Source organism: Leptospira selangorensis, assembly GCF_004769405.1.
In the GTDB taxonomy this organism is placed as follows: Bacteria; Spirochaetota; Leptospiria; order Leptospirales; family Leptospiraceae; genus Leptospira_B; species Leptospira_B selangorensis.
Genome location: NZ_RQES01000019.1, coordinates 483,585 through 508,317, shown reverse-complemented (window position 1 = coordinate 508,317; position 24,733 = coordinate 483,585). Strand labels below are relative to the sequence as shown.

At 39.1% G+C, this 24,733-nt stretch carries 21 protein-coding genes; 8 read left to right on the top strand and 13 right to left on the bottom strand.

Translation table 11 applies throughout. From position 1 onward, the window contains the following. Window positions 1–120 precede the first annotated feature (120 nt). Genes EHO58_RS17460 through EHO58_RS17450 form a run of 3 tightly spaced genes read right to left on the bottom strand, consistent with a single transcriptional unit; the run spans window position 121 to window position 3,193 of the window. Window positions 121–1,374: a C40 family peptidase gene (locus EHO58_RS17460; protein ID WP_135680777.1), complete on the bottom strand. Its 1,254-nt coding sequence runs from the start codon at window positions 1,372–1,374 to the stop codon at window positions 121–123. Continuing rightward, window positions 1,371–2,663 (bottom strand): peptide MFS transporter, encoded by a 1,293-nt coding sequence (locus EHO58_RS17455; RefSeq protein WP_135680776.1) that lies wholly within the window; start codon window positions 2,661–2,663, stop codon window positions 1,371–1,373. Before EHO58_RS17455 ends, EHO58_RS17460 begins: the two co-directional genes overlap by 4 nt. Beyond that, a complete protein-coding gene (locus EHO58_RS17450; protein WP_135680775.1) occupies window positions 2,636–3,193 on the bottom strand; it encodes a cob(I)yrinic acid a,c-diamide adenosyltransferase in 558 nt (185 codons plus the stop codon). The genes EHO58_RS17455 and EHO58_RS17450 overlap by 28 nt, the downstream gene beginning before the upstream one ends. A gap of 310 nt (window positions 3,194–3,503) precedes the next feature. Between EHO58_RS17450 and EHO58_RS17445 the strand changes: the two genes are divergently transcribed. Further along, a complete protein-coding gene (locus EHO58_RS17445; protein WP_135626666.1) occupies window positions 3,504–4,355 on the top strand; it encodes a flagellin N-terminal helical domain-containing protein in 852 nt (283 codons plus the stop codon). A 76-nt stretch (window positions 4,356–4,431) separates the two neighbouring features. On the opposite strand, the gene EHO58_RS17440 is transcribed toward EHO58_RS17445, so the two are convergent. The 8 genes from EHO58_RS17440 to EHO58_RS17405 form a co-directional block, all read right to left on the bottom strand. Further along, window positions 4,432–4,740, bottom strand: coding sequence for a hypothetical protein (locus EHO58_RS17440; protein ID WP_135626665.1), 309 nt, complete (start codon window positions 4,738–4,740; stop codon window positions 4,432–4,434). A 117-nt stretch (window positions 4,741–4,857) separates the two neighbouring features. After that, entirely contained in the window at window positions 4,858–5,121 is a 264-nt protein-coding gene (gene bufA2 / locus EHO58_RS17435; protein WP_135626664.1) for a BufA2 family periplasmic bufferin-type metallophore, read from the bottom strand. A 17-nt stretch (window positions 5,122–5,138) separates the two neighbouring features. Then, window positions 5,139–8,426 (bottom strand): efflux RND transporter permease subunit, encoded by a 3,288-nt coding sequence (locus EHO58_RS17430; RefSeq protein ID WP_135680774.1) that lies wholly within the window; start codon window positions 8,424–8,426, stop codon window positions 5,139–5,141. Between the two features lie 10 nt (window positions 8,427–8,436). Further along, entirely contained in the window at window positions 8,437–9,528 is a 1,092-nt protein-coding gene (locus EHO58_RS17425) for a heavy metal-binding domain-containing protein (RefSeq protein ID WP_135680773.1), read from the bottom strand. Continuing rightward, window positions 9,515–9,964, bottom strand: a complete 450-nt coding sequence (locus tag EHO58_RS17420) for an LIC13259/LIC11441 family protein (RefSeq protein ID WP_135680772.1) — start codon at window positions 9,962–9,964, stop codon at window positions 9,515–9,517. The genes EHO58_RS17425 and EHO58_RS17420 overlap by 14 nt, the downstream gene beginning before the upstream one ends. 10 nt (window positions 9,965–9,974) lie before the next feature. Beyond that, entirely contained in the window at window positions 9,975–11,345 is a 1,371-nt protein-coding gene (locus EHO58_RS17415; protein ID WP_135680771.1) for a TolC family protein, read from the bottom strand. Between the two features lie 35 nt (window positions 11,346–11,380). Next, the gene (locus EHO58_RS17410; RefSeq protein WP_135680770.1) at window positions 11,381–11,800 is read right to left on the bottom strand and encodes a hypothetical protein; all 420 of its coding nucleotides are present in this window, start codon (window positions 11,798–11,800) and stop codon (window positions 11,381–11,383) included. A 48-nt stretch (window positions 11,801–11,848) separates the two neighbouring features. Beyond that, on the bottom strand, window positions 11,849–12,934 hold the full coding sequence (locus EHO58_RS17405) for a PHP domain-containing protein (RefSeq protein ID WP_135680769.1): 1,086 nt from the start codon (window positions 12,932–12,934) through the stop codon (window positions 11,849–11,851). A 174-nt stretch (window positions 12,935–13,108) separates the two neighbouring features. On the opposite strand from EHO58_RS17405, the gene EHO58_RS17400 reads away from it, so the two are divergent. After that, entirely contained in the window at window positions 13,109–14,140 is a 1,032-nt protein-coding gene (locus EHO58_RS17400) for a glycosyltransferase family 2 protein (RefSeq protein ID WP_135680768.1), read from the top strand. 197 nt (window positions 14,141–14,337) lie between these two features. Here the strand turns inward: EHO58_RS17400 and EHO58_RS17395 are convergent, their stop codons facing one another. Further along, the gene (locus tag EHO58_RS17395) at window positions 14,338–15,963 is read right to left on the bottom strand and encodes an ArnT family glycosyltransferase (protein ID WP_135680767.1); all 1,626 of its coding nucleotides are present in this window, start codon (window positions 15,961–15,963) and stop codon (window positions 14,338–14,340) included. 340 nt (window positions 15,964–16,303) lie between these two features. Then, the gene (locus EHO58_RS17390) at window positions 16,304–17,152 is read right to left on the bottom strand and encodes a flagellin N-terminal helical domain-containing protein (RefSeq protein ID WP_010515586.1); all 849 of its coding nucleotides are present in this window, start codon (window positions 17,150–17,152) and stop codon (window positions 16,304–16,306) included. Between the two features lie 243 nt (window positions 17,153–17,395). Between EHO58_RS17390 and ispH the strand changes: the two genes are divergently transcribed. The 6 genes from ispH to EHO58_RS17360 all read left to right on the top strand — a co-directional run bounded on the left by ispH (window position 17,396) and on the right by EHO58_RS17360 (window position 24,692). Then, entirely contained in the window at window positions 17,396–18,334 is a 939-nt protein-coding gene (gene ispH / locus EHO58_RS17385) for a 4-hydroxy-3-methylbut-2-enyl diphosphate reductase (RefSeq protein WP_135626656.1), read from the top strand. Between the two features lie 132 nt (window positions 18,335–18,466). Beyond that, the gene (locus tag EHO58_RS17380) at window positions 18,467–20,545 is read left to right on the top strand and encodes a PAS domain-containing sensor histidine kinase (RefSeq protein WP_135680766.1); all 2,079 of its coding nucleotides are present in this window, start codon (window positions 18,467–18,469) and stop codon (window positions 20,543–20,545) included. Then, complete coding sequence (locus EHO58_RS17375; protein ID WP_135680765.1) at window positions 20,538–21,809, top strand: ATP-binding response regulator; 1,272 nt, start codon at window positions 20,538–20,540, stop codon at window positions 21,807–21,809. The genes EHO58_RS17380 and EHO58_RS17375 overlap by 8 nt, the downstream gene beginning before the upstream one ends. 19 nt (window positions 21,810–21,828) lie before the next feature. After that, window positions 21,829–22,191 carry a response regulator gene (locus EHO58_RS17370; RefSeq protein WP_135680764.1) on the top strand — a complete coding sequence of 121 codons (363 nt, stop codon included), beginning with the start codon at window positions 21,829–21,831 and terminating at the stop codon, window positions 22,189–22,191. A 12-nt stretch (window positions 22,192–22,203) separates the two neighbouring features. Beyond that, complete coding sequence (locus EHO58_RS17365; RefSeq protein WP_135680763.1) at window positions 22,204–22,587, top strand: STAS domain-containing protein; 384 nt, start codon at window positions 22,204–22,206, stop codon at window positions 22,585–22,587. Next, window positions 22,587–24,692: a chemotaxis protein CheA gene (locus EHO58_RS17360; RefSeq protein WP_135680762.1), complete on the top strand. Its 2,106-nt coding sequence runs from the start codon at window positions 22,587–22,589 to the stop codon at window positions 24,690–24,692. The genes EHO58_RS17365 and EHO58_RS17360 overlap by 1 nt, the downstream gene beginning before the upstream one ends. The last annotated feature ends 41 nt before the right edge of the window (window positions 24,693–24,733 follow it).

The window sequence follows — 24,733 nt, the reverse complement described above, 5'->3', positions numbered from 1 at the left end:
CAGAGTTATTTTCACGCGGAGACGCAAAGCCGCGAAGTTATGGAATTTAATAAACTAAAATCTCTGAGTCTCAGCGCCTCTGCGTGCGATTATCTTGGCATCTCTGCTAAACTTTGCGCCTCAATTCACAACTTTCTTAAATACCCGCCTGGACATCACGAATCGATCGATCCACCATTTCATTCTGATCTTGTCGATCACCACTCCTCGTGTAGAAGAAGCATGAGCAAAATCCTCTCCATTTAAAACCATTCCCACATGAGTAACTTTGGATTGGTTAGGAGAAGCAGAGAAAAAGATCAGATCCCCGGATCTCATCTCATTATGAGAAACTCCTGTTCCCATTTTAGTTTGAGCACTAGAAGCACGTGATACCATTTTTTCAGGAACGCCGATACGACCATCCGTCAAAACTCTAAAAGTAAAACCGGAACAATCAGTTCCAGTTTTTGCGGCATTCGCCCATTTATAAGGAGTTCCTACCCATTCTTTCGCGACCTTTTGTAAGATTGGTGCAGATAAGGTTTCCCAACTTTCCTTTGCAGGTTTGTCCGGCTCTATGGGTTCTCCAGGTTCGGGCAAATTTGGAACTAGAGGAGGATCAGGTAAAGGTTCAATTCTTGGTCTATCGCCAATCACGATCCCACCAACCTCTTCCAAAGAAGTTTCTACAGCACGAGCGGAAGCAAATTTTTGCGGAGAGCTCTCCTTCTCGCCTTCATGCAATTTTTTTAAATTAGAAAGAAGTATATACGATGCTCCGTCCAATTTAGAATCGAGCACGGATTTAAAAACGGTTTCTGTTTTTGCAAAAGGGATACTTCTACCTTTGGCAGGAAATTGATTCAGGATTTTAGAAGCTAAACGGTTTTCAGGAAAATCAACGAGCTTACCCGCGATCAGTGCTCTTCCGCCTGCGAGTACCGAGAATCCGTCCCATTTTTTTTCCATGGCGGCTTCTACAAAGCGGTTTCGGACTTCTTCTCGGATGCCCGCTTTTTTGGTTTCTTTAAAGTATAAACCTATATAACTAAAATCCTCTTTGGAAATTTCTCTTTTGGAAACGACTGGGATTGCGTCTTCCGCCTCTTCGAATGTAAGCCCTTCTTTGACTGCGAAGTCCAGGTTTATTATAAGTTCTGCAGTTTTTTCAGGAGTCACACCTTCTAAGATCGCCCAAGGGATCACATTTTTAGTGATCTTCAGCACTTCTTTGCTTCCAGCTCTTTGTCCTAATTTTTGGAAAACGGAGTTTTTGATTAGAAGTGTTTGGGATTTGTCCCAATCGCTTTTAAGCAAATCCTCGAAAGGGTCTGCAAATATTGAAACGGAGAATAAAAGAAGAAGGTAAACTGTTAAGATCCGAACTCTCATTTTACACCATGCATCCAAGATTCTAATTTTTTACGAAAAAGGAATAAACCGATCGCAGTGATTGTAGGTAAAAAGAAGAAGATCAGGAAAAATCCTGATAAAGATTCTCTTCCTCCCATGAACCTAGTTAATTCTCCGGCAAGCACATGAGCGAAGAAGTTTGCTAAAAACCAAAATCCCATCATCATAGAAGCGACTTTTACAGGAGCCAATTTTGTAACTAAGGACAAACCTACTGGAGATAAAAACAATTCTCCGATCGTTAAAAGTAGAATAGAAAGAATGATCCAAATAGAGGAAAACTTTTCAGTAGATCCAAAAGTTACTAAGGAAAGAAGAAGGTATCCTAATCCTAAAACGATCAGTCCTAAACAGAACTTAGTCACTGTGGAAATATGCCTTCCTGATTCTTCGAATATTTTCCAGACCCAAGAAACGACTAATGCCAAACTCACTACAAAAAGTGGGTTCAAAGATTGGTAATTCGCCGCAGGAATTTCCCAACCCAAAATATTTCTGTCCACATATCTATCAATGATCAAGCTTAAAGAGGAACCGATCTGTTCATAAGAAGCCCAGAATGTGATCGTAATCGCAGAGAAAACCATAATCGCAAAAATTCTTTCTCTATTTTGTTTAGGATCTTCTATTTCCGAGTCTGACTGCCCTTGATTTCCATTCGCTAAGAATGCGTCTGGATTTACCCTTCTTCCTAAAAATCCAAAGATAATAAGACCGATTAACATTCCAACAGCTGCAATCCCGAATCCATAATGCCAACCTTTATATTCGGCAAGATTTGCACATGCCCAGGTCCCCAAGATAGCACCCAAATTGATCCCAAAATAGAATATAGTAAAACCGGAATCTTTTAGTTCAGGTTTCCCTTCTAATTCGTAAATTCTTCCTACAACAGTGGAGATACATGGTTTGAAAAAACCGTTTCCTGCGATCAAAAGTCCTAGTCCCAAATAAAAAGTCCAAAGACCATTAAACGCCAGAGAAAGATGGCCGAACATCATGAGCACTCCACCCAAAAAGATGGAACGTTTGTAACCTAAAAATCTATCTGCCAGTAAACCGCCCAAGATTGGTGTCAGATATACGAATCCATTATAAAATCCGTATATTCTACCCGCTTGCGCGTCCTGCATCAAAAGTTCTTTGGTCAAAAACAGAACAAGAAGTGCTCTCATTCCGTAAAAAGAAAATCTCTCCCACATTTCCACGAAGAAGAGAACATATAAACCTCTAGGATGGGTTATTTGCCTTTGGCTCTGGATTTCCATTCTGGTTCCGGGATTTTAGATTCAAAATTTGCGTATCTTGCAGCTACGAATAGATGATCAGAAAGTCTATTTAAGAATCTAAGATTTTCTGCAAAGATTTCATGACCTTCTTCTTTATAATGTACTAGGTCTCTTTCTAATCTTCTGGCTAAGGTTCTGGAGACATGTAAAAAAGAAGAAGCGGAAGATCCGCCAGGAAGGATAAAATTTTTCAGAGGAAGAAGTGAGTCTTGCCAAAAATCTATCTCCTTCTCCAATTCGGAAATATCTTCTTCTAGGATACAGGAAGAATCGTCTTTCTTCTTATATCCTGCAAGTTCCGATCCTAATTCAAAAAGTAAATTTTGGATCCTCTCTAATGAGTCCTTTAGTTTGGAATCCTTTGTTAGGAAAGAAATTGCGACTCCGATGCTTGAGTTTAACTCGTCTGCGGTTCCGTACAATTCTACCCTGGGATCTGATTTGGAGACCCTGGTCCCGGAAGCCAAGGATGTGGTTCCGGAATCTCCCTTTTTGGTATAAATTTTCATGATTCGGCCTGAATTTAGGGGACAGAATGCGAAAAACTTCTGAAAATTCCCGCAAGAAAAGCAGTTTTAACGGAAAAAAAGTTGCGAAATAGCTAAAGTGAATGGTAGAATGAGAGTGGATTTTCCCTCTTTTGGATTATCGTCGATTGCGACTTTAGTCTTTAGGAAAAATCGTAAAAAAAATCTCCCCACAAAAATAAGGGAGTGAAATTCGCAGTGGATATCCGGGTTGCCCGGGAGGTTCTCCCCTCCTAAAAGCCCGGCCTAATGGTTCGGACGGATCCGAACTCTAGCTACAGGGAGGTTGTTGATGATTATCAATCACAACATCAGCGCTCTTCGTGCGAATAACGTACTGAAGACGACCAATCACGAGCTGGATAAGACTACAGAAAAATTATCTACCGGTATGAGGATCAATCGTGCCGGTGATGATGCATTGGGATTTGCAGTTTCCGAAAGGATGCGCACCCAAATTCGCGGTCTTGCCCAAGCTGAAAGAAACGTAATGGATGGAGTTTCATTCATTCAGGTTACCGAAGGTAATCTGGAACAAGTGAATAATATTCTCCAAAGATTGAGAGAATTATCCATCCAAACTTCCAACGGGATTTACTCGGATGATGATCGTAAACTCGTTCAACTGGAAGTAGACCAACTCATCGAAGAAGTGGACAGGCTGGGTAAATCCGCCGAGTTCAATAAAATTCGTCCATTGAGCGGAGCCTACTCTAAGGATTCTAAAAATCCGATCCAGTTGCATGTTGGACCGAATCAAAACGAGAAGCTGGAAATTTTCGTGGATGCCATGAATGCCGGTGCTCTTCAATTGGAAACAAACGGGAAAAAGCAGACTTTGTCTACTCCCGCTTCTTCCAATGCGATGATCGGTATTTTGGATAACGCGATCCAAAAGGTGAATAAACAAAGATCCGATTTAGGAGCTTATTATAACCGTTTGGAAATTACAGCAGAAGGACTGCAGTCAAACTATATCAATATGGTTTCTGCAGAAAGCCGAGTAAGGGACGCGGATATGGCGGAACATATCGTGGACTATACCAAAAATCAGATTTTAACCAAAAGTGGTGTCGCAATGCTTGCGCAAGCAAACATGAGACCGGAACAGGTGGTAAAACTTCTGAGTGAAAGATTCGGATAAAAGGAACAGATTTTCTGAATATTCGAAGAGACCCGTCCGAGAGGACGGGTTTTTTATTAAGTGAACAGACTAATATTTAGAATTTGTCAGCTTGAGCTTTGTAAGCTACCGCTTCTTTATCTGCATGGTCCGCTAATTTTTTATACTTTTCCTTGTCTGCAGCATCTGCGGTAGCTTTTCCACCGTGAGACTGGGTAGCTAAGGATTTGTATTTATCAGCCAATTCCTTATGGTCTTTTGCTTTTTTGTTAAAATATTCTTTTGCTATCTTTTTTAGATCCGGAGTGGTTGCTTCCGCGATAAGCAGATTGTCCAGCTCGGTAAATGCAGAGATATTACCTGCCAGGATCAGGGAAAATAGAATGGTTGCTAAGGTCTTTTTCATAAAAACTCCTAATATGCGCCCGCTAATTTTGCAGGCACCAGGTCTTACAGTCAATATTAAATTGATAGAATTTATATTAACATTTAGTGAAATGCGAATTGATTTATATCGTGAAATTTAAGACTTTTTGAAAGTTCCTTTTTTTGTATCACATTCTTTTTTTGTTAAGGAGATCCAACCCTTCCCTTTGCAGGAATTCTGTCCTGAGCAGGAATTTCCGTTTGTATGGCAGTCACTTTTTCCCTTGCAGGAGTTTACCCCATGGCATTCTCCTTTCGTATTATCCGAAGCTGCATCCTGTTTTTCGGAATATACTTCTCCGGATAAAAATAGCCCGGAAAGAGCCGCTCCTATAATCAATTTTTTAGTAGTGTTGTTCATTTATTTGTTCCCTCTTGTTAAATGGATTTCGTTCTTTTTTTCTTGGTAGAAGGAAGGATCGGAAGAATATCTCCCAGTTTTCCCTCCTTCCAAAGCATGTATATAGGAGGATATACTAAAAGTTCCAGAATAAAACTGGTCACGAGTCCCCCTACCATCGGAGCCGCGATCCTTTTCATTACGTCCGAACCTGTGCTTGTGGACCACATGATAGGAAGAAGTCCCATCATCGCAGCAAGAACAGTCATAATTTTAGGTCGGATCCTATGTACAGCACCGTGGATGATCGCTTCTATCAGATCCTCCCTGTTTCTTAGCCTTCCTTTTTTCTTAGCGTCCTCGTAAGAAAGATCCAGATATAAAAGCATAAACACTCCAGTCTCTGCATCCAGTCCCATAAGTGCGATCATTCCTACCCAAACTGCGACTGAGATCTGGTAATCTAAGATGTAAAGAAGTCCAACTGCTCCAATCAAAGAGAATGGCACCGCCAGAAGTACAATGGATGTTTTGATATAAGATTTGGTATTGAAGTACAATAATAAAAATATAATGAAGATTGTCAAAGGTAGAATATACATCATTCTTTCCCGGACACGTATCATATTCTCGTATTGCCCGCTCCAAACTATTGAGTATCCAGGAGGGAGAAGAATGGACTCTGAAACCTTCTTCTTAGCCTTGTCTACAAAACCTCCGATATCCGAGGTAGAAGGATCCACATACACATAACCGGCCAAAAATCCGTTCTCATCCCGGATCATAGAAGGACCGGTTTTTGCTCCTATACTTGCAATTTCGGAAATCGGTATATGACCGAATTCTTTCGTGGGAACCAAAATGGTCTTGATCTTATCCAAAGAATCTCGTAATTCACGAGGATAGCGAACGTTTACAGAAAAACGTTCCCTTCCTTCTATCGTTTGTGTAATTGGTTCGCCACCAATTGCTGCTACTATGATCTGTTGTGCAGTCTCTACAGATATATTATATCTTGCTAATTTTTCCCTTCTTAAATTCAGATCTAGAAAATATCCACCGGCAGTTCTTTCAGCGAATACACTTCGGACGTTCTTATCTGTTTTAAGAAGGGCTTCTATTTTGATCCCGATAGATTCTATTTCTTCCAGAGAAGAACCTAAGATCTTAATTCCGATTGGGGTCCTCATTCCAGTGCTAAGCATGTCGATACGAGTTTTTATCGGCATGGTCCAAGCATTTGTGGCTCCAGGAAATTGCATTTCCTTGTTCATCTTCTCCACTAACTCATCTTTAGTCAGTCTTTCAGATACAAAAGGAAGAAATGGATATTGAAAGATCATTGGCCAATTGGAGAAGAATCTATCAGCTTTTCTCCATTCGTCTTGGGGTTTAAGAAGTATCACTGTTTCCATCATCGAGAATGGTGCCGGATCTGTAGCAGTATCGGAACGTCCTGCTTTTCCGAAAACTCGTTTCACTTCCGGAAAACTTTTCAGTCTTTTATCCATAGAGATCATTAACTTTTCCGCTTCCGCTACTGAGATCCCTGGTAATGTGGTTGGCATGTACAGAAAAGATTCCTCATAGAGTTGGGGCATAAATTCGGAACCCAAACTAAAATATACAGGAATTGTTAGGACCACCAAGGCAAATGCAGAAACTATAATCGTCTTAGGTCTATGAAGAACATAACGACAAGCAGGTTCATAAAATCTGAATAGTATCTTACTTACCGGATGTTTTTCTTCCGGATAATATTTTCCGACAAGCATTGTAGTTGCGATTTTAGAAAGAAATACATTCTTGAATTGGAAAGGTTCCATTCTGGTGAATAACATTCTGACAGCGGGATCCAAAGTGATCGCTAAGAATGCAGCTACTGCCATTGCTATATTTTTAGAATATGCTAATGGACGAAATAATCTACCCTCTTGGTCCACAAGTGTGAATATGGGAAAGAAGGCCACAGCGATCACGAGTAGTGAAAAAAATACGGAAGGCCCAACTTCTAATAGAGCTTCTAGGCGGACTGCATGATAGTCGCCGATTCTTCCTCCTGCTTCCCACTCTTCTAATTTTTTATAAGCGTTTTCTACTTCTACGATTGCCCCATCTACGAGCACTCCTATTGAGATCGCCATTCCTGCTAAAGACATGATATTCGCATTGATATCCAATAGATTCATTGGAATGAATGCTATGATCACAGAAATTGGGATCGTCAGGATCGGAATGATGGCAGAAGGAAAATGCCATAAAAAGATGAGTATCACGATCGAGACGATAATCATCTCTTCTATCAATTTGAATTTCAAATTGCTGATCGCGTGTTCGATCAGTTCGGATCTATCATAGGTGGTGATTAGTTCCGCACCAGATGGAAGATTCTTTTTTATTTCTTCCAGTTTGGTTTTTACTCTTTCGATAACGGAGAGAGCATTTTCTCCATGACGCATGACGATTGTGCCTGCGACTACGTCACCTTCTCCATCCAGATCAGCGATCCCTCGTCGAATATCCGGTCCGAATTGGACGGAAGCCACGTTTTTCAGAAGGACAGGTGTTCCGTTCGCATCCGTAGAAAGGGGGATATTTTCAATATCAGTCAAAGAAGAAAGATAACCTCTTCCTCTTACCATATATTCCGCTCCGGAAATCTCTAATAATCGTCCGCCGGTTTCCTGATTACTTTCTCGAACCTTTTGGATCACTGTTTCGAAATCCACATTATAAGATCTTAATGCGTTCGGATGAATTGTGATTTGGTACTGTTTCTTGAATCCGCCTATTCCGGCTACTTCTGAAACTCCCGGAACCGAATTTAATAAATATCGAAGATGAAAATCCTGATAAGTTCTTAAATCCACGAGAGAATTATTTCCGGTTTGGTCGATTAAAGCATATTGGTATACCCATCCAACTGCACTTGCATCTGGACCTAATTCAGTTTTTACACCCGCAGGAAGTAGAGGTTGAATCCTGGAAAGATACTCTAATACTCTGGATCTGGCCCAATAGATATCTGTTCCGTCTTGGAAGATCACATAGACATAAGAAAAACCGAAATCTGAAAATCCTCGGACTACCTTGATCTTAGGCGCACCTAAAAGAGAAGTAATGATCGGATAAGTGACCTGATCCTCCATAATATCCGGACTTCTGTCCCAGCGAGAATACACAATCACCTGAGTGTCCGAAAGATCAGGGATCGCATCCAAAGGAATAGTTTTCATGGACACATAAGATGCGACAAGTATTGCCAAGGTGACTAGCAAAACTAGAAACTTGTTTTCTGCGGAAAAACGAATGATAGATTGAATCATATTCGTTTCCTTAATGGACGTGTGAAGAGTCAGAGCCGAATCTGATCTTCGCTTCCGAATCGATCAAAAAAGTGGACTCAGTCACAACTCTTTGTTCTTCTTTCAAACCGGATAAAATTTCAACCCAAGGTTCTATATTTTTACCTGTTTGTACCGAAACCGCTTGGAATCTATCCGGGGCAGTTTGCACATACGCAATCTTTTGTTTTCCAGTGTCTAAAATCGCAGAAGTCGGAACGGATAATATTTTCGGAAGTGAAACTTCAATGATTGAATCTCCGAACATCTGAGGTTTTAAAAGTTGTCCTGGATCAGAAACCTCACTCCTCAATCTAAGTGTGCGGTTATTCTTATCCAAAATTACATCTATACTTTTGATCTTTCCGATAAATTCTTTCTCAGGATAAACATCCGTTTTGAATTTGATAGGAAGTCCAACTTTAGCCGTAGTAAAATCTGATTCATAGATCTGAGAATAGATATGCGCCCTGCCTGATTTTCCTCCTAAGATTAACTCGGACGGATCTCTTGCTCCGGAAGTCCAAACTCTAATCTGATCCGGGCTTAAACCCAATTGCCTAAGTCTTAACTGCAAATTTCGAATGATCTCTGGAGAAAGAAATTCGGAAGAACGAACTGCTTCTTTATATTCACTCAATGCAGAATACAATTCCGGATCATAAGCAACACTAGAATAAGCACTGATTTTTTTAGTCAGGTTCCTTCTGCTCACTAACTCCGTTTTGATACCGATGGATTGTTGTTTCTCAAAAGAAAGGATCAATTCCCGGGAATTTTTTTCTGAAGAAGTTTCAGATGAATGAGAAGAATGCTCTTCATTTTTTGTGAATTCTGCTGCTTGCAATGAATTGTTTTCATTCGTATGATCTTTATGCTCGGAAGGATCTTCTTTTCTAACTAAATCCATATTGCAGATAGGACAATTCCCCGGACGATCCGAAGTATAATGAGGATGCATCGGACAATAGTAGATATCCTTTTTAGAAGAACAGTCTGCTATAAAAGCTGCAACTATCAAAATGGCTAAAACTTTTCCGATCCAGCCAACGAAGGAATAAATAGAAAGATCATTTGGCTTCATGTATGATCTCTCCGCAATTTTTCATTTTGGAATCGTATGGGTTTTTGATCTCTTTGCCGGAAGCTAACCATTTTTTCTTTAGCATTGGGCAGTAAAAAACGGAAACTCCTGATTTATCATGATGACCTACAATTGATTCCAACTCTTTAGATAAACGTTCAAATAATTCTCTCTTCTTAGAAAGATCTGTAGTTTTACCTAATTCCTCTGCAATTGGGAGTGCTTTTCTAAAATTTTCAGTGTCCTTCTTGTGATCCGCGTTTTCTTTCAGATATTGGACTAACTTTTGAACATCCAAATTTCCAGATGCTTCCGAATAGATAGAAGAATGGATCTTGGCGACTTCTTTCAGAACGAATGTTTCTTTTCCTTCATGGGAGAATAGATTTACTGTAGTTAGGATGAAAATTATGAATAGATAATGGTTTTTTTTCATTGGTTTGTCCTCAATTATGTTTATCATGTTCCGGAGTTTTATTGTCCTTATAGATAAAACTCAGTAACTTTAACGTATTCAAAATAGATTCGTTTTTACGTTCTTTTAGATCTTCTAAACGAATTTTGGTGTTTAGGATCTCAGTTTGAGCAAGAAGTGTATCCTGAACGTTTACCTTTCCGGAAGTATATTGAAAGGAACCGGCTCTCGCAGATTTTTCCAGTTCAGGGATCAGTCTTTTTTCTACCAAACGGATCTGATTGGAAACACCTTTGATATAAGCGATATTTCTGTTTAGCTCGGAAAACATTTGTACTCTCGTTTTTTCAACGGAGTCCTTACCGACTTCTGCCAGATGTTCCGTTTCTCCTGTGATAGAATTCCATTTTAAAGCAGACCAAACCGGAACTCTCATATTCATTCCAAAACTGAAAAGATCTCCTCTATACTCAGTGGTGTCCATAAGCCCGTAATTCAAAGGCCCTTGGTCTAAGGCGAAAGTTTGGGATCTACGTTTCATATAAGAGAAAAAAACTTCCGTTTGAGGAGCCAGAGAATATTTGGTAAGCTTTGCCTGTTCCTTTAAACGTTTTTCTTCTTCTGCTTGCATCTTATATTCCGGAGAATCTTCGATCAATGAAGTTTGCGCGACAATCATGGCTTCTAATTCTTCATTTTTATTTTCCAGAAAAGAATCTAAATCTATGGAATATAGATCGGAGAAGCTAACCTTGTCGGAAATTTGGTAGTATTCGAGTTGAGACTTCAAGTCTTTCAACTGAGTTGTATATTCCGTTTCTTTCTCTAAAGCTTCCGTTTTTGCAACTGTAGCCTTTAATACTCCTGATAAAGTATTCTCACCATAAGAATATGAATTTTCACTAATAGACTTTTGGGCCCCAAGTAGAGTTAATATTCTCTCATTGATTGCTTTCTTTTTCTCGGAATATTTGTATTTGTTCAACCTGCTGAAAAAATCTCCTAAGATCCGATTCACCCCGGCTATATAGGCAAAGTTTGACTCTGTCTGCATTAGTTTGGAGATCCTTTTTTCAGTGCTCAATTTCCCAGGAAAGGGAAACTCTTGGGAGACAGACAATTCTATCCCGGTCATTGTGGGGGTATCCAATGCTCGATCAGAAGTGGAATACCCTCCTCGAGTAGGATAGTTTCTGAATGCCACTCCTATTTTGGGATCGGGTAATATGCCGGTTGCATCAGAATGAGATTTATGAGCCTGAGAAAGTCCAGCTAACGATTTGGATTCGGGATGTTCTTTTACCAAAACATCCAAGATATCTTCCAGGCTCTTTTTTTCCGCGTATATCGCGGATGAAAAGAATGTATAAATTAATATTAAGACAATAAGTCTCGCGTTCATATTTCCTCCTAAAGATTAAAGAAAGAAAATATGGATTAGATCAGTAATACTTGGAGAGTGCTTAAGCTAAGAGAATGTGAGGACGGAATAGGAATATAAGAATCGTCCAAAATGACGTTTTCTAATACAATCTGAGGTGAATTAAGTTCTGAGACAAATAGAAAGATCAGGACTTTATTTAATCCTAATTTTTCCCAATCCAAAAGTTTAGATAGGTCCAAAGAAGCAACACTGTTCTCTTTGGGACAACATTCATTAGAAGAGGAATCGCTCTTTTGATCTGGTTTTTCGGTTTTATGACAAGGAGGAAGTTGGGAAGTTTCCTTCTGTTTTTCGAGATAGGACATGCTTACCGGACAATTTCCGGTAAGGTTATAAACGGACACGCAAGCAATTTGGAGAAGAAACCCAATCGCTAATACGGAACCGATTGCCTTTTTAGACCCTAAGCTCATTACCTTTCTCTATCTGACTGTATTAATTAGGGAAAAGTCAAGGAAAATCTAAGGCTTCTGGAAAAATGGATTACTCAGAATGATTGCAGTCGGATAAATTATCTGCACTCTCACATATAGATCCGTCGGTTTTAATCTATAAGAGCCCTTGTTCTGATAAGAAGTATGAGAAAGAATTTCTGAATTTTGTCCAATGAAGTCTACACTGATCGGAGTATCTTCAAAATCAAAATGGATCTCATTTTCCGAATTCAGTCCTAAGGACCCTAGTTTAGGTTCTGCTAAACTTCTTTCCATCTTGCGAACACAAAGATAATTCCCTTCTTTCAAGGAGCGAAGCACTTCTCTTTCATCCAGGCTATCCGTATTTATAAGAAGGTATCTCATCAAAGATTCTCCTTCTTGTTTGTAAATTTCGGAACTTAGATCTCTCCAATTTGGAATTCCAGAGGTTCTAACTCTTAAATACTCGTCTCTTGGGAGATAATGTAGATCGTCTGATGCCATACAAAAAGAAGGATGTTTCTCACTTAATAACTTATCCCAAAATTTAGGAATATCTCCGAATGGGCTCATCACTTCTAACGCATCGTATTCTTTTAATTGAGATAAAAGTTTTATCGGAAATGATTCATTCAAAAGTGGATGATTGATCACCACAAATCCATTTTTAGATTCGATTCTATCGATCACCCATTGTAGATTTTCCGGATCAGCATAGAGAGGAAATAGATCGTAACTTGCATCTTCCAAACCTAACACACTAAAATGTCTTTTTCTGAGATTGGTTCCCCATTCAAATCCTTTGATCTGAGCAAGTTTTGGAGAATCAGGACTGGTTACCCTTTCGTAATCGGTGAAGCCTAAAATTTTATAACCATTTGCTGCATAGACTGTCTCGATCTCTTCCGGAGAATTCCTCCCGGGAGTGAACCAGGTGCGGTTCGTATGTAAATGAATTCCGGCTTTTTGGAGTTTAAGTTTGGTATTTCTTTTATATGGATTGGAATATTTTTCCCAATCCACCGAGGACCTAAAAGTATCTGCTCTGAAAATCGCCCAAGTGAACAGATTCCCGAGTAATAATGCCCCTAGAAAGATAAAAACTAAGAAAATTATCCTACTTCTTTTCATTCTATCGCTAGTACATAAAGGAGGCTTTCAACGAAAACTAGAATTCCAGGTTTGGATTATTACAACTTGTATACGATTTCGAATGTGGAATGTTTCGGATTAATCGATCTGTAACAGAGAAGGTATGAATTCTGGATGATTCTTCACTAACCCTTGGACGAACTCTATTTTAGAATGAAACCATTCCCTCTTGTATTGGTTCTTCCTGCATATAACGAAGAACTTACTATTGAAAAGACTGTCTTGGAATTTTATAAAGAGATCCCGAATGCATATTTTGTGATCGTAGATAATAATTCTAAGGATAAAACCTCAGAGATCTCCAAAAATGTTTTAGCAGAACATTCTATTTCGGGAGAAGTGCTATTCGAAGCACGACAAGGGAAAGCAAATGCAGTTCGGACTGCATTTACAAAAGTTGATGCAGAAATTTATATCATGTGTGATGCGGATACGACCTACCCTGCTTCCAAAGTTCATTCTATGATCCAAACTTTGAAGGAAAAAGATTTGGACATGCTTGTAGGAGATCGTCTGAGCGAAGGAGATTATGGAAGAGAGAATAAGAGAAGGTTTCATTCCACAGGAAATAAACTTGTTCTCACATTGATTAACTTCCTATATGGAACGAAACTTAAAGACCCAATGAGTGGTTATAGAGTATTCTCTCGTAGATTCGTAAAAAATTATCCGATCCTATCCTCCGGTTTTGAGATAGAAATAGAAATGACCTTACATGCCTTAGACAAAAGGTTTCGCCTGGAAGAGATCTCAGTTCCATATAAAGACCGACCTGCCGGAAGTTTTTCTAAATTGAATACTATCCGGGACGGATATAAGGTAGTGAAAAATATATTATGGATTTTTAAAGATTATAAGCCGATGCACTTCTTCGGATTTTTTTCGGTAGTTTCAGGCATTTTGTCTTTGGTAGCGGGAACTCCCCCAGTTATAGATTATATAGAATATAGATATGTATATCATGTTCCTTTGGCGGTGCTTGCTACCGGACTAATGTTGTTTTCCTGGATCCAAATTGCGATAGGACTCGTTTTACATACGGTTTCTAAAATCCAGAGAACCAATTTTGAATTGAGATTGATCCGATTCGGAATGGAAATGCCATCTCGAAACCAAATGATCATTCCGACTGTCCCGCAACGATCCTCAGGAAGCGAGAAAACAATCGTGAGCGGGAATATCTAAACTTTGTTGGAATTCCTACGCGGGTAAGGATCGCCCCCACCCTGAATCTTGGGTGGTGGGGAGTGGCCCGTGGGAGCGCGCACCACCTCTATATCACAAAAAAGGCAATCTCACAATCTAAATCTTACATTTAGAAAATTGGAACGGAGATTCCAGATTCCGCCAACACGTTTCCAATCAGAACTTTCATTACGTATTTACTTCGGAGAAGAATCTAAAAGTACAATTCCGTTTTCAGCGGCTACTTCTTGAAAATTTCTTTGAGGATGGGTTAATACTAACTCCAGGACGCTGTTTCGATTGCAGATAATAGAAAGTTTCTCATTGGAATCTAATAAAAATGTTTCGTCTTTAAACTTATAACTTCCCATCATATGAATTTTCTTTTCTCGATAAAACATAGGATAGAAGGAAAGGTATTTATAATATACGATCTGATTTCCGGAATTCTCCGCTTTATCATAAAGACGAAGATTTCCATCTTGCAGAAAGGAAATGATCTTAGGAGTAATCGTTGATGATAAAATTCCAACAAAGATCAACATAGAGATCCAAGTAGAAGCCAGAAAAAGATCCTTTCCTTCTTCTTTTCCATTTTTGAATTGTTGTAATCCTACAAAACCGATCAGAATTCCTAAAATAAGAGCTAATCCGGAGGAAGAATCCCAGAAATTGAAAGTAGGTAGTAATTCCTTCCCGACTCCCATAGAAGAACTGGAATATTCTGAAATCTGAGGTAGAAGTAAGAATATTAAACCCACTACTAGTCCGATCCCTAAAAATGAAAAGTTATTTGATTTTAAGATCTCTGGTTTTTCTAAAATCAAATAAGAAACAAAGAATGATAAAGGAAAATATATAGAAGAAGAATAATGAGGAAGTTTAGTCTGTACGATCGAAAAGATGAGTAGAACAATTCCTAACCAAATTAGAAAATACCGGGAGATCCTGGAAATTTTTGGATCAGTAAACATTCTCCAGTTCTTTGCTCCCGGAAATAAAAATACCGTCCAAGGGAAAAACCCTATAAACATTACGATAAAATGATAAAACCAAGGGCCTGTATGAGATTCCAAGGACTTGGTTAGCAATTTCTTCTGAAAATCGAAGAATTGAACTATAAATTCATTCCCGTATAAGAGAAAATTTGTGAGATAATAAAAACTTAATACTGCTACAGAAACGATACCAAATAAGATAAAATCAAAGATCCTGATCTTAAAATTTAGATCTAAAAGTCTGTTTGCACCAAATATGAAAAGTGGAATGGCCAAACCTAAAGGACCTTTTGTCAAAACCGCAATTCCACCAAAGAATGCGGCTGACAAGATCCAGATCGCCCTCGACCGGAAGTCCCCCTTCTCCTTTGTTTCATATAAATATAAGGAAAGAACAGAGGCTAAGATGAACGTATTAAATAAATGATCTATATAAGCAGTTCTAGAAAGTAGAAGAGGCAAAAGAGACGCTGAATATAAAAATGCCCAAACATATCCGAATTTTTTAGAATGTAAAAGTGTTCCAAATTGAACTAGGATCAAAAAAGAAAAAATCCCGCTGAAAACGGAAGGAAGTCTTGTAGAGAATTCAGAAAGTCCGAAAATTTTATAAAATAGATTAGCGAACCAAAAGAAGAATGGAGGTTTTTCACTAAACGGTTGTCCGTTGACTTGGATCCTAAAATATTCCCCAGTTTCCAGCATGGATTTGGATGCGGCACCGTAAATATTCTCATCCCAATCAATTAGAGAGAAACTTCCTAAACCAAATAGCAATAAGCATAGATATACAAGAATAATCAGGGGTAAAAACCAATTTCGCATTAACAAACGATCTTCCTTGGAAAGAATCACTTCCCCATTCCAAAAAAAGAAACAAATGCACCTCTGCATTCTAAAACTAAAGATCAGGATTGTTGTACAGTTACAAATTGGATAAAAATTCAGGCTTGGCTCGGATTTGGCGGGCCATATATAAATTTCATCTTATACAAAGAAGATAAAAAAAAGCCTAACTTTCGCTTACGAGAAGTTAGGCTTCAGAGTCGTACGGCGATTTATAATAAATATAAATCCGTGGTCCCGTCGAAAGAACCAACATTAGCTTAAAGCCAGCTCCCCTGCCGGAATACTACCTAGTCAAACCGGCAGGTTACCTATTGAATTACTTCAATAGCTGGAGCACGGTTTGCGGTTTCATGTTCGCCTGAGCGAGCATCGCAGTAGCAGCTTGAGTCAGAATTTGATATCTGGTAAAGCTGGTCATTTGCTCAGCCATATCAGTATCACGAATTCTTGATTCAGCCGCTTGGATATTCTCGTAAGCGTTCATCAAGCCCTTAGCAGCATGTTCCAGACGGTTGTAATAAGCTCCTAAGTCCGCTCTTTGTTTAGAAATTAATCTAAGAGCATCGTCAGCAAGACCAATTACGGAGTTCGCTTTTCCCGCCGTAGAAAGAGAGATGAAAGTCAGAACGGTCGGGTTTCTTAATCCCAGAGCCGCAGTGTTCATCGTTTCGATATACACTCTTTCTCTTTGGTGCATGTTAGCACCCATATGGAACCACATACTTGCGGTCGGATTCAAACGTGCGAAAGCTCCAGTAAGGAGTTTCATTTTGTTGAACTCGGCCTGAGAAGCAATCCTGTCGATCTCGTCGACCAACTGAGATACTTCTACTTGTATTTGTTGACGGTCTTCTTCGGTGTAGATACCGTTCGCAGCTTGCACAGCAAGCACGCGGATCCTTTGGACAACTTCATGGGTTTCTTGCAGATACCCTTCTGCTGTTTGGATCAAAGACATACCGTCTTCAGTGTTTTGTTCCGCCCTGCGCAAACCTCCGACCTGTGTCCTCATTTTTTCAGACACGGCCAAACCGGATGCATCATCACCTGCACGGTTGATTCTCATACCGGAAGACAACTTTTCGATGTCTTTGTTCATGCTTTCGCTATTGAACTTCAAAGTTCTGTGAGCGAAGATGGCACTGATATTGTGGTTAATAATCATTCGGTTCCTCCTTGAATCCGAATCTCTCCGAAGAGAGAATTTGATTTTCCTAGAGGTCTTCCTTGACCTCTTCCCCTTGAAAATCGGGAAGATTCTGAAATTGGAAGAGATACTTTTTTCTCCCAAAAATAGATAAAAGATCCCTTCCTTCTCAAAGTGTATATGTCGCTTTCACATCTCTGGCCTGGATTCTGAACACGAAAATGCTTGCCTCTTTCGGGAGGCGCCACAGTCTGAAAGCAGATGCTTGAAAAAATCTATCTAGCGAATCCCCGCGGTTTCTGTGCCGGAGTCAAATACGCAATTTCCTATGTGGAACAGGTCCAATCCAATTCCCAGGAACAGATCTATGTCCGCAAAGAGATCGTTCACAACCGAAGAGTTGTGGAAGATATGAAAAAAAGAGGCATCAAGTTCATTAACGAACTGGGTGAAGCACCTGACGGTTCTACAGTTGTATTCTCCGCTCATGGAGTTTCTCCGGAAGTAGTTGAAGAAGCAAAACGTAGAGGTATGAAGATCGGAGACGCTACCTGCCCTCTGGTCACTCGAGTTCACAGAAAAGCGCGTAGATATAAGGACTCTCACCAAATCATCTATATTGGCCACCAAGGACATGATGAAGCAATCGGAACCATGGGAGAAGCTCAGATGTTCCTTGTAGAATCACCTGAGGATGTCCAAAAACTGGTCGGGAAATTGGATTTAAACAAACCGATCACCTATCTTATGCAAACCACTTTATCCGTAGCGGACACCAAACTAGTGGTGGAGAAGATTGCGGAATTATTCCCAAGCGTTGAACATCCAGCCAAGGATGATATCTGCTACGCAACTACAGAAAGACAAGAAGCAGTTTCTTCCATGATGGAAGCGATAGATGCAATGATGGTAATTGGAGCAGATAATAGTTCTAATTCACTTAGGCTTCTGCAATTGGCCCAAAAATCCAAACCTTCTTCTTTCAAAGTCAGTTCCTTGGAAGAATTAAATAAAGATTATATAGCTAACTCAGAGATCAAAATTCTGGGAATCACTGCGGGTGCTTCTACTCCTCAGATACTAGTGGATGAGATCATATCTAAGCTTATACAATTCTATCCGAAAGCGGTTTTGGATCTTTTCCCTGATTCTAGGGAAGATTCAATGAGCTTCAAATTGCCTGCGAATCTTCTGATGTAGTCACTTCGACAATATAGTTATGTCTCGGATCCTATGAATTTGAGCAATTTTCCTTAGAATAAGTCATTTTTGTGGAATTTACCGCTAAAATGGTTGAATTAAGTTTATTTTCGCTTAAATTCTCTGGCCTATATGGTCGGGGAAGATCTGCGGTTCGACACAGAAATCGGACTTTTTCAAATTATCGTTTCCCAAACTTCGGACGCAATTCTCGTTACAGACGCTGTTCTAAATGAGAACGGTCCTTCTATTGTTTTCGTAAATCCGGCGTTCTGCGAGCTGACCGGATATAGAGCGGAAGAGTTAATCGGCGGCTCCCCTAAAATTTTATTCGGTAAAGAAACCGACAGAAGAATCTTACAAAATCTTAAAAATTGCCTCTTACGCGGAGACTCATACTCTTCTTCTACAATTAACTACAAAAAAGACGGAACCAAATATTATTCGGAATGGAAAGTCTCTCCAGTCAAAGACCAAGAAGGGAATATTACAAATTTATTATCTATTCAAAGAGACGTCAGCGAGAAAATAATAAGAGAAGAATTAACTGCAAAAAGACTCCGATCGGAAATGGGTCTCACCGCTGCTTCTCAAATCTTACTGAATACGACTCATGAAAGTTTTACAATAGAAAGAGCGATAGAACATTTTTTAGTTTTGGTAGAAGCAGAAAGGATCTATCTATATAAGAAGACTGCAAATCCAGATGTATTAGCATTACAAGCAGAAATCAAAAGTCCTTATTCAAGTGCTACTCTTGCAGAGACACATCCAGAAATTTCACTCTCTTCTAAATTTGCCAGATGGAAACCTTACCTACTTCGAAATGATATCATCGAGTTTCGAACCTCGGATCTTCTTGATTCTGAAAAATCTTTTTACCAAGGAAGAAGGACGGATACAATTTTTCTATTTCCGATCCGAATGTCGGGAGATTGGTTTGGATTTTTGGGAATGGAATTTTTCGAACATGAATCAGGTCCGGAGGAGCAGTTTACCTTTCGCACATTCGTAGACTTGCTTGGATTTTATTTGGAAAGAATGTCCATATTGGAAGAACTAAAGATCCATAAAGAAAATCTGGAAGAGACTGTAGTCAGAAGGACAAAGGAACTATCCGTTCAAAAAGAAAAAGCGGAAGCAGCGAGCACGGCTAAAAGTGATTTTCTTGCCAATATGAGCCATGAGCTTCGCACTCCATTGAATGCGATCATTGGACTTTCTAAATTAATCAAGATAGAAGATGAAAACTCTAACGACAAAAGATATTTGGACCTGATCCATAAATCCGGATTACATCTATTAGGTTTAATTAATGATATTTTAGAACTTTCTAAACTAAACGCAGGAAAGTCTTCCTTCTATTTTTCGGAAATGGATCTTAGGAAGGAATTAGAGCAAGTAGTCGAATTTTTAGAACCTGAGCTTATAAGAAAAAATCTACATTTAGTTTGGAATGATCCGGAAGAAATTACTTGTCTCGTCTGGGGAGATGCGAAACGAATTCGACAAATCTTTTTAAATCTGGTCAGTAACGCAGTTAAATTTACAGCGGAGCAAGGGTCCATATACCTTTCTACCAAAAAAGAAGGGAAAGATTGGGTAATCGAGATCACGGACACTGGGATCGGTATACCGGAAGCGGAACAGAAAAAAATTTTCGATGCATTCTATCAGGTTAGAAATTCCAGATCTAGAGATACGGAAGGAACAGGTCTTGGGCTTTCTATCGTTCAAAAACTTGTAGAGGCGCATGGAGGAAGTATCCGCGTCAAAAGCCAACAAGGTATCGGAACTACTTTTTATCTGAACCTTCCCAGGTTAGAACAAAGTCCCAAACAATCCAAACCTAGGAAAAATTTCGCAGGGGCTTATCCTGATAAATTGAAAAATTTCTGCTTTATACAATTAGAATTATCAAACCAGAAAAACGCAGAACTTCTTACTCATTTTTTTAAAAAACAAAACCAACCACTGCTATTTAAAGAACTCAGAAAAGATAAGAGAATTGTTCTGTTCCAAGATTCAAATTCTCCTTCAAAGACTAGGATATCAGAAATTTGGAAAACAGTATTGATCCTTCCGGAAGAGACTCAAGATTTTGAAAAAAAATATTCCAAAGAGAATTTTGACTTCGTTCTTTCTCAACCCATATCCTTGGATGAGCTCAAATTAGTATTAGAAGAATTGGCGGATCAAATCAATGACTAACTCTACAAGTTCAGTAATCAAAAATAAACAAGAGAGAAAGAGTGTTGTCAGAGATCCAATACTTATAGTCGAGGATAAGTTAGAAAATACGCTAATGCTCGAAGCTCTCTGTGATGAGTTCGGCATCCAATACCAATCCGCTTCCAATGGAGAAGAAGCATTGGAAATGGCCAAAACGAATAAATATTCGTTCTATATTGTGGATCTTATGATGCCTGTGATGGATGGCCCTACTTTTATCCAGAGATTGAAAGAATTCCAACCGGACGCAACCGTTCTTGTTCAAACTGCATTAGATTCCACGGATACCGTGATCGAGGTGATGAAACTAGGCGTATTCGATTATATAATTAAACCAATCCTACCTGACCAATTCCATAAGGCTCTAAACAAGGCTGTAGATTATCGTTTCTTAAAGGCAAGTGAGACGGCGATCATAGAAGCGGAAAGTCTTAAACTTAGGAACCAGTTGGAATGGCTGACATATAAGGAAACCAGAAGAAAAGCTGGAGACGAATCCTGGGAAAAATCCTCCATACATTCTTTGCAGACTTCATTATCTCAGGGATCAGGGATTGGGGCGATTATCAGTCTTTTGGATATGATCAAGACTGAAATGAAAGAAGATGGGGATAATTATCTAATTAATAAAAGTATGATGAACTTGGTAATTGAGAACCAGGAGATTACAAAAAACTTACTCAAAGGCCTTACCCAATTATTAGAGATCATCAATCGAAATCTTGAAAAAAAGAAGATCAAGGCTTCGGAGCTTGTTGAAAAGATTAAACACTCTACTGAATTCATTCTACCTTATTTAGAGAAGAAAAATCTTAGGCTTTCTCTTCCGGTCTTAAAAAAGGAAGTAGAGCTGGATATCGAGGTGGATCTCTTCCTTCTTGCATTAGAGGAAGTGATCTTGAACGCATACAAATACTGCGCATCCAAAACTTCTTTAGAAATATTTACTAGCATCAATCAAGGCTATTTCTGCGTCGTTGTGAAAAATATAGTAGATGAAAGGCCTTACGGAGGTGTGGACGAAAAACATGAAAGCCTTGTTCTGCAACCCTTCTTTCGTATCCATCCGCCGGTCGAAAGTGTCTCTCATTTAGAAAGATTTGGCCTTGGTTTAGGGCTTACTGCGGTGGATCAAATCTTAAGAAAACATAACGGTCTATTCTTTATTCATAATGCAAAGGATCATACGGGAGAACAGGTCCGTCTTTGTGTTATGAACGAATTATTATTACCCATTCAATGAGAATGAAAAGAAGGAGAATATGAAAAAAATCTTAATCGTGGATGATTCAGCCGTGTTCCGAAAGATACTTACCCTCCATCTTTCTCGGGCTTCTTTTTCCGTAATAGAAGCAGAAGATGGACTTCAAGGTTTGGAGAAATTGAAAGAAGGGAAAGTGGATCTGGTGGTAAGTGATATGAATATGCCGAACATGAACGGCATATCTTTTGTAAAGGCGATCAAAGAAGACTCAAACAATAAATTCGTTCCGATCATCATGCTTACAACTGAGTCGCAAGACGATCTAAAAAACGAAGGTTTAAAAGCGGGAGCTAAGGCTTGGCTAACGAAACCTTTTTCTCCGGAAGAACTTTTAAAAACGATCCAGGTTTTACTCGTGTAATCAGGAAACTTTATGTCTTTGGAAATTAAAGTATCTGAACTAGGCGAAAAGAATTCCAGACCGATCTTTCATTTGGATCTTTCCGGAGAGGCTTCTATATATTATGCCTCCGATTGGAAGTCAAAGTTACAATCACTTTTAGATAGGAATCCGATCCGGATAGAGATAGATACCTCTGCTTTGGAAAAAGTGGATTCTAGTTTCGTTCAGTCCCTGATTTTACTCAAAAAAGATTCCTTATATAAATCCTGGGATCTTGCTATTTTAAATCATCCAAATTGTTTATTAGAATTTTATGATTTGTATGGTTTGATAGGATTCTTCCAGGATCGTATCCGAATTTCTAAAAAAGATTCCTCTTCCTTTAAGTTTGCATACGGATTGGAGAAGTTGTAATGGATCTTTCAGAGATTAAAGAAGCATTTATACAGGAATCTCTGGAATTATTATCCGGAGCGGAATTGCATCTTTTGCAAATGGAAAAAGGAGAATTCAATGAAGAAGCTATTCATTCTATGTTCCGTTCCGTTCACACAGTAAAAGGGACAGCGGGCATGTTCGGCTATGAATCCATAGAGGAATGCTCCCATGAACTGGAAACACTATTAGACCTGGCCAGATCCGGAAAAACCGAATTGGATCCAGCTAAAATAGACTTTCTATTAAGAGCTATAGATCATTTAAAACGAATTGTAGAAGATCCTGTTCCTGGCCGGGATTTGGCTCCTGAATTAGAGGCTGAACAAACAAAAATTATAAAGGAGGCTCAAGGATTTACCGGTAAAGTTTCCGAAAAAAAAGAAATTAAAAATCCTGCAAGTGATCTAGTCTCAAATAAGGCGGAAAAAAAGGGAACAGTTAACTCAAATTGGCAGATCACATTTTTCCCGGGAGAAAATATATTTAAAGATGGAATGGACCCATTCTCCTTTTTGAAATATCTAAGAACGGTCGGAGAGATTCAATATTTATACGTATACAAAACTAAACTACCGGATTGGAATAATTGGGATTCAGAAAATTGTTATTTAGGTTATGAGGTACAACTTAAGTCAAGTTCGGAGAAGAAGGATCTAGAATCTGTTTTTTCTTTCGTAAAGGATTCTTCCTTTTTAAGACTTATTCCTCCAAATTCTTCGGAAGAAATATTTCATACGATCTCAAATGAAATCCCTTGTGAAAAAGAAGAATATTTTAAGGCACTGGAATTACAAGGACTTCGGTTCCAAACCCCAACTCCAGCCTATTCATCCGGAATTTCTAAAGAACAAACTTCTCCCAAGAAATCCGAAGCTGAAAAAGTACAAACGACTCAAATTGTTCCAAAACTTATCCGAATAGATTCCGCAAAGGTGGATCAACTTGTAAACCTTGTGGGAGAGTTGATCATTTCGGAAGCAAGCCTAGGTCGCTTACTTGTAGATAAGGAAGATTCAGACTTAAACGAATCTGCTGAAGTATTATCCAGACTTGTTGGAGAGATCAGAGAGACTGCAATGGCACTTAGAATGGTGCCTATAGGAGAACTTTTCGAAAAGTATAGAAGAACAGTAAGAGATATTTCCTTAGAACTTGGAAAGGAAGTGGACTTCGAAATATTGGGCGGGGAAACAGAATTAGATCGTTCAGTGATCGAAAAAATAAACGATCCTATCGTTCATATCTTAAGAAATGCGCTAGATCATGGAATAGAGCCCAGCCAAGAAAGAACAAATCTCGGAAAATCGCAAAGAGGTAAATTAAAAATACAAGCCTCTCATTCCACCGGCAGTATTTCGATTGAGATCTCTGATGATGGAAAAGGCATCAATCATGAAAAGATCAGGCAGAAGGCGATCGAAAAAGGTCTGATAGATCCTGCCCAAGTATTAAACGAACAAGAAATTTTTAATCTAATTTTCCAACCGGGATTTTCAACTGCGGAGTCAGTTACAAGCCTTTCAGGTAGAGGTGTTGGAATGGATGTCGTACTTCGCAATATAGAATCTCTTAGAGGTTCAGTGAATGTACAATCTGAATTTGGGAAAGGTTCCGTATTCTCTATCCGACTTCCTCTTACACTCGCGATCATAGATGGATTCTTAGTTAGATCCTGTGATTCTTACTTCGTAGTGCCTATGGATTGGGTAAGAGAGACAATGGAGTCGGAACTACAACTTCTACCCGAAGAAATAGCAGGTTCTATAAATCTAAGAGGAGAAGTTTTACCAATTCTGCACTTAGGAAGATTTTTAGGTCTGCCCGATCCGGATGAAGGAAGGAAGAATGTCCTCGTCTTAGAACATGACGGTAGAAATTTCGGGATTTTGGTAAATGATCTATTAGGAGAGATCCAATCGGTAATCAAACCTTTGAATGAAATTTTCAAAGGGATACAATGTATCAGCGGGACCTCCGTTTTAGGTACAGGAAAGATCGCGTTCATTCTGGACGTGCCTGGTCTTCATTCCCTATTAAAGATCCAAAGAACTAATTTAAGAGATAGGACACTCGCACGTTGAGTGACTCGATAATAAAGGAAATAATTAATTTATAGTATAGG

Bases quoted from the DNA above. Each gene is read 5' to 3' on its own strand.
- EHO58_RS17450 (WP_135680775.1), bottom strand. From the start codon at position 3,193: ATGAAAATTTATACCAAAAAGGGAGATTCCGGAACCACATCCTTGGCT.
- ispH (WP_135626656.1), top strand. From the start codon at position 17,396: ATGCTTGAAAAAATCTATCTAGCGAATCCCCGCGGTTTCTGTGCCGGA.
- EHO58_RS17430 (WP_135680774.1), bottom strand. From the start codon at position 8,426: ATGATTCAATCTATCATTCGTTTTTCCGCAGAAAACAAGTTTCTAGTT.
- EHO58_RS17375 (WP_135680765.1), top strand. From the start codon at position 20,538: ATGACTAACTCTACAAGTTCAGTAATCAAAAATAAACAAGAGAGAAAG.
- EHO58_RS17400 (WP_135680768.1), top strand. From the start codon at position 13,109: ATGAAACCATTCCCTCTTGTATTGGTTCTTCCTGCATATAACGAAGAA.
- EHO58_RS17420 (WP_135680772.1), bottom strand. From the start codon at position 9,964: ATGAAAAAAAACCATTATCTATTCATAATTTTCATCCTAACTACAGTA.
- EHO58_RS17455 (WP_135680776.1), bottom strand. From the start codon at position 2,663: ATGGAAATCCAGAGCCAAAGGCAAATAACCCATCCTAGAGGTTTATAT.
- EHO58_RS17365 (WP_135680763.1), top strand. From the start codon at position 22,204: ATGTCTTTGGAAATTAAAGTATCTGAACTAGGCGAAAAGAATTCCAGA.
- EHO58_RS17370 (WP_135680764.1), top strand. From the start codon at position 21,829: ATGAAAAAAATCTTAATCGTGGATGATTCAGCCGTGTTCCGAAAGATA.
- EHO58_RS17445 (WP_135626666.1), top strand. From the start codon at position 3,504: ATGATTATCAATCACAACATCAGCGCTCTTCGTGCGAATAACGTACTG.
- EHO58_RS17390 (WP_010515586.1), bottom strand. From the start codon at position 17,152: ATGATTATTAACCACAATATCAGTGCCATCTTCGCTCACAGAACTTTG.
- bufA2 (WP_135626664.1), bottom strand. From the start codon at position 5,121: ATGAACAACACTACTAAAAAATTGATTATAGGAGCGGCTCTTTCCGGG.
- EHO58_RS17425 (WP_135680773.1), bottom strand. From the start codon at position 9,528: ATGAAGCCAAATGATCTTTCTATTTATTCCTTCGTTGGCTGGATCGGA.
- EHO58_RS17380 (WP_135680766.1), top strand. From the start codon at position 18,467: ATGGTCGGGGAAGATCTGCGGTTCGACACAGAAATCGGACTTTTTCAA.
- EHO58_RS17395 (WP_135680767.1), bottom strand. From the start codon at position 15,963: ATGCGAAATTGGTTTTTACCCCTGATTATTCTTGTATATCTATGCTTA.
- EHO58_RS17360 (WP_135680762.1), top strand. From the start codon at position 22,587: ATGGATCTTTCAGAGATTAAAGAAGCATTTATACAGGAATCTCTGGAA.
- EHO58_RS17440 (WP_135626665.1), bottom strand. From the start codon at position 4,740: ATGAAAAAGACCTTAGCAACCATTCTATTTTCCCTGATCCTGGCAGGT.
- EHO58_RS17410 (WP_135680770.1), bottom strand. From the start codon at position 11,800: ATGAGCTTAGGGTCTAAAAAGGCAATCGGTTCCGTATTAGCGATTGGG.
- EHO58_RS17405 (WP_135680769.1), bottom strand. From the start codon at position 12,934: ATGAAAAGAAGTAGGATAATTTTCTTAGTTTTTATCTTTCTAGGGGCA.
- EHO58_RS17460 (WP_135680777.1), bottom strand. From the start codon at position 1,374: ATGAGAGTTCGGATCTTAACAGTTTACCTTCTTCTTTTATTCTCCGTT.
- EHO58_RS17415 (WP_135680771.1), bottom strand. From the start codon at position 11,345: ATGAACGCGAGACTTATTGTCTTAATATTAATTTATACATTCTTTTCA.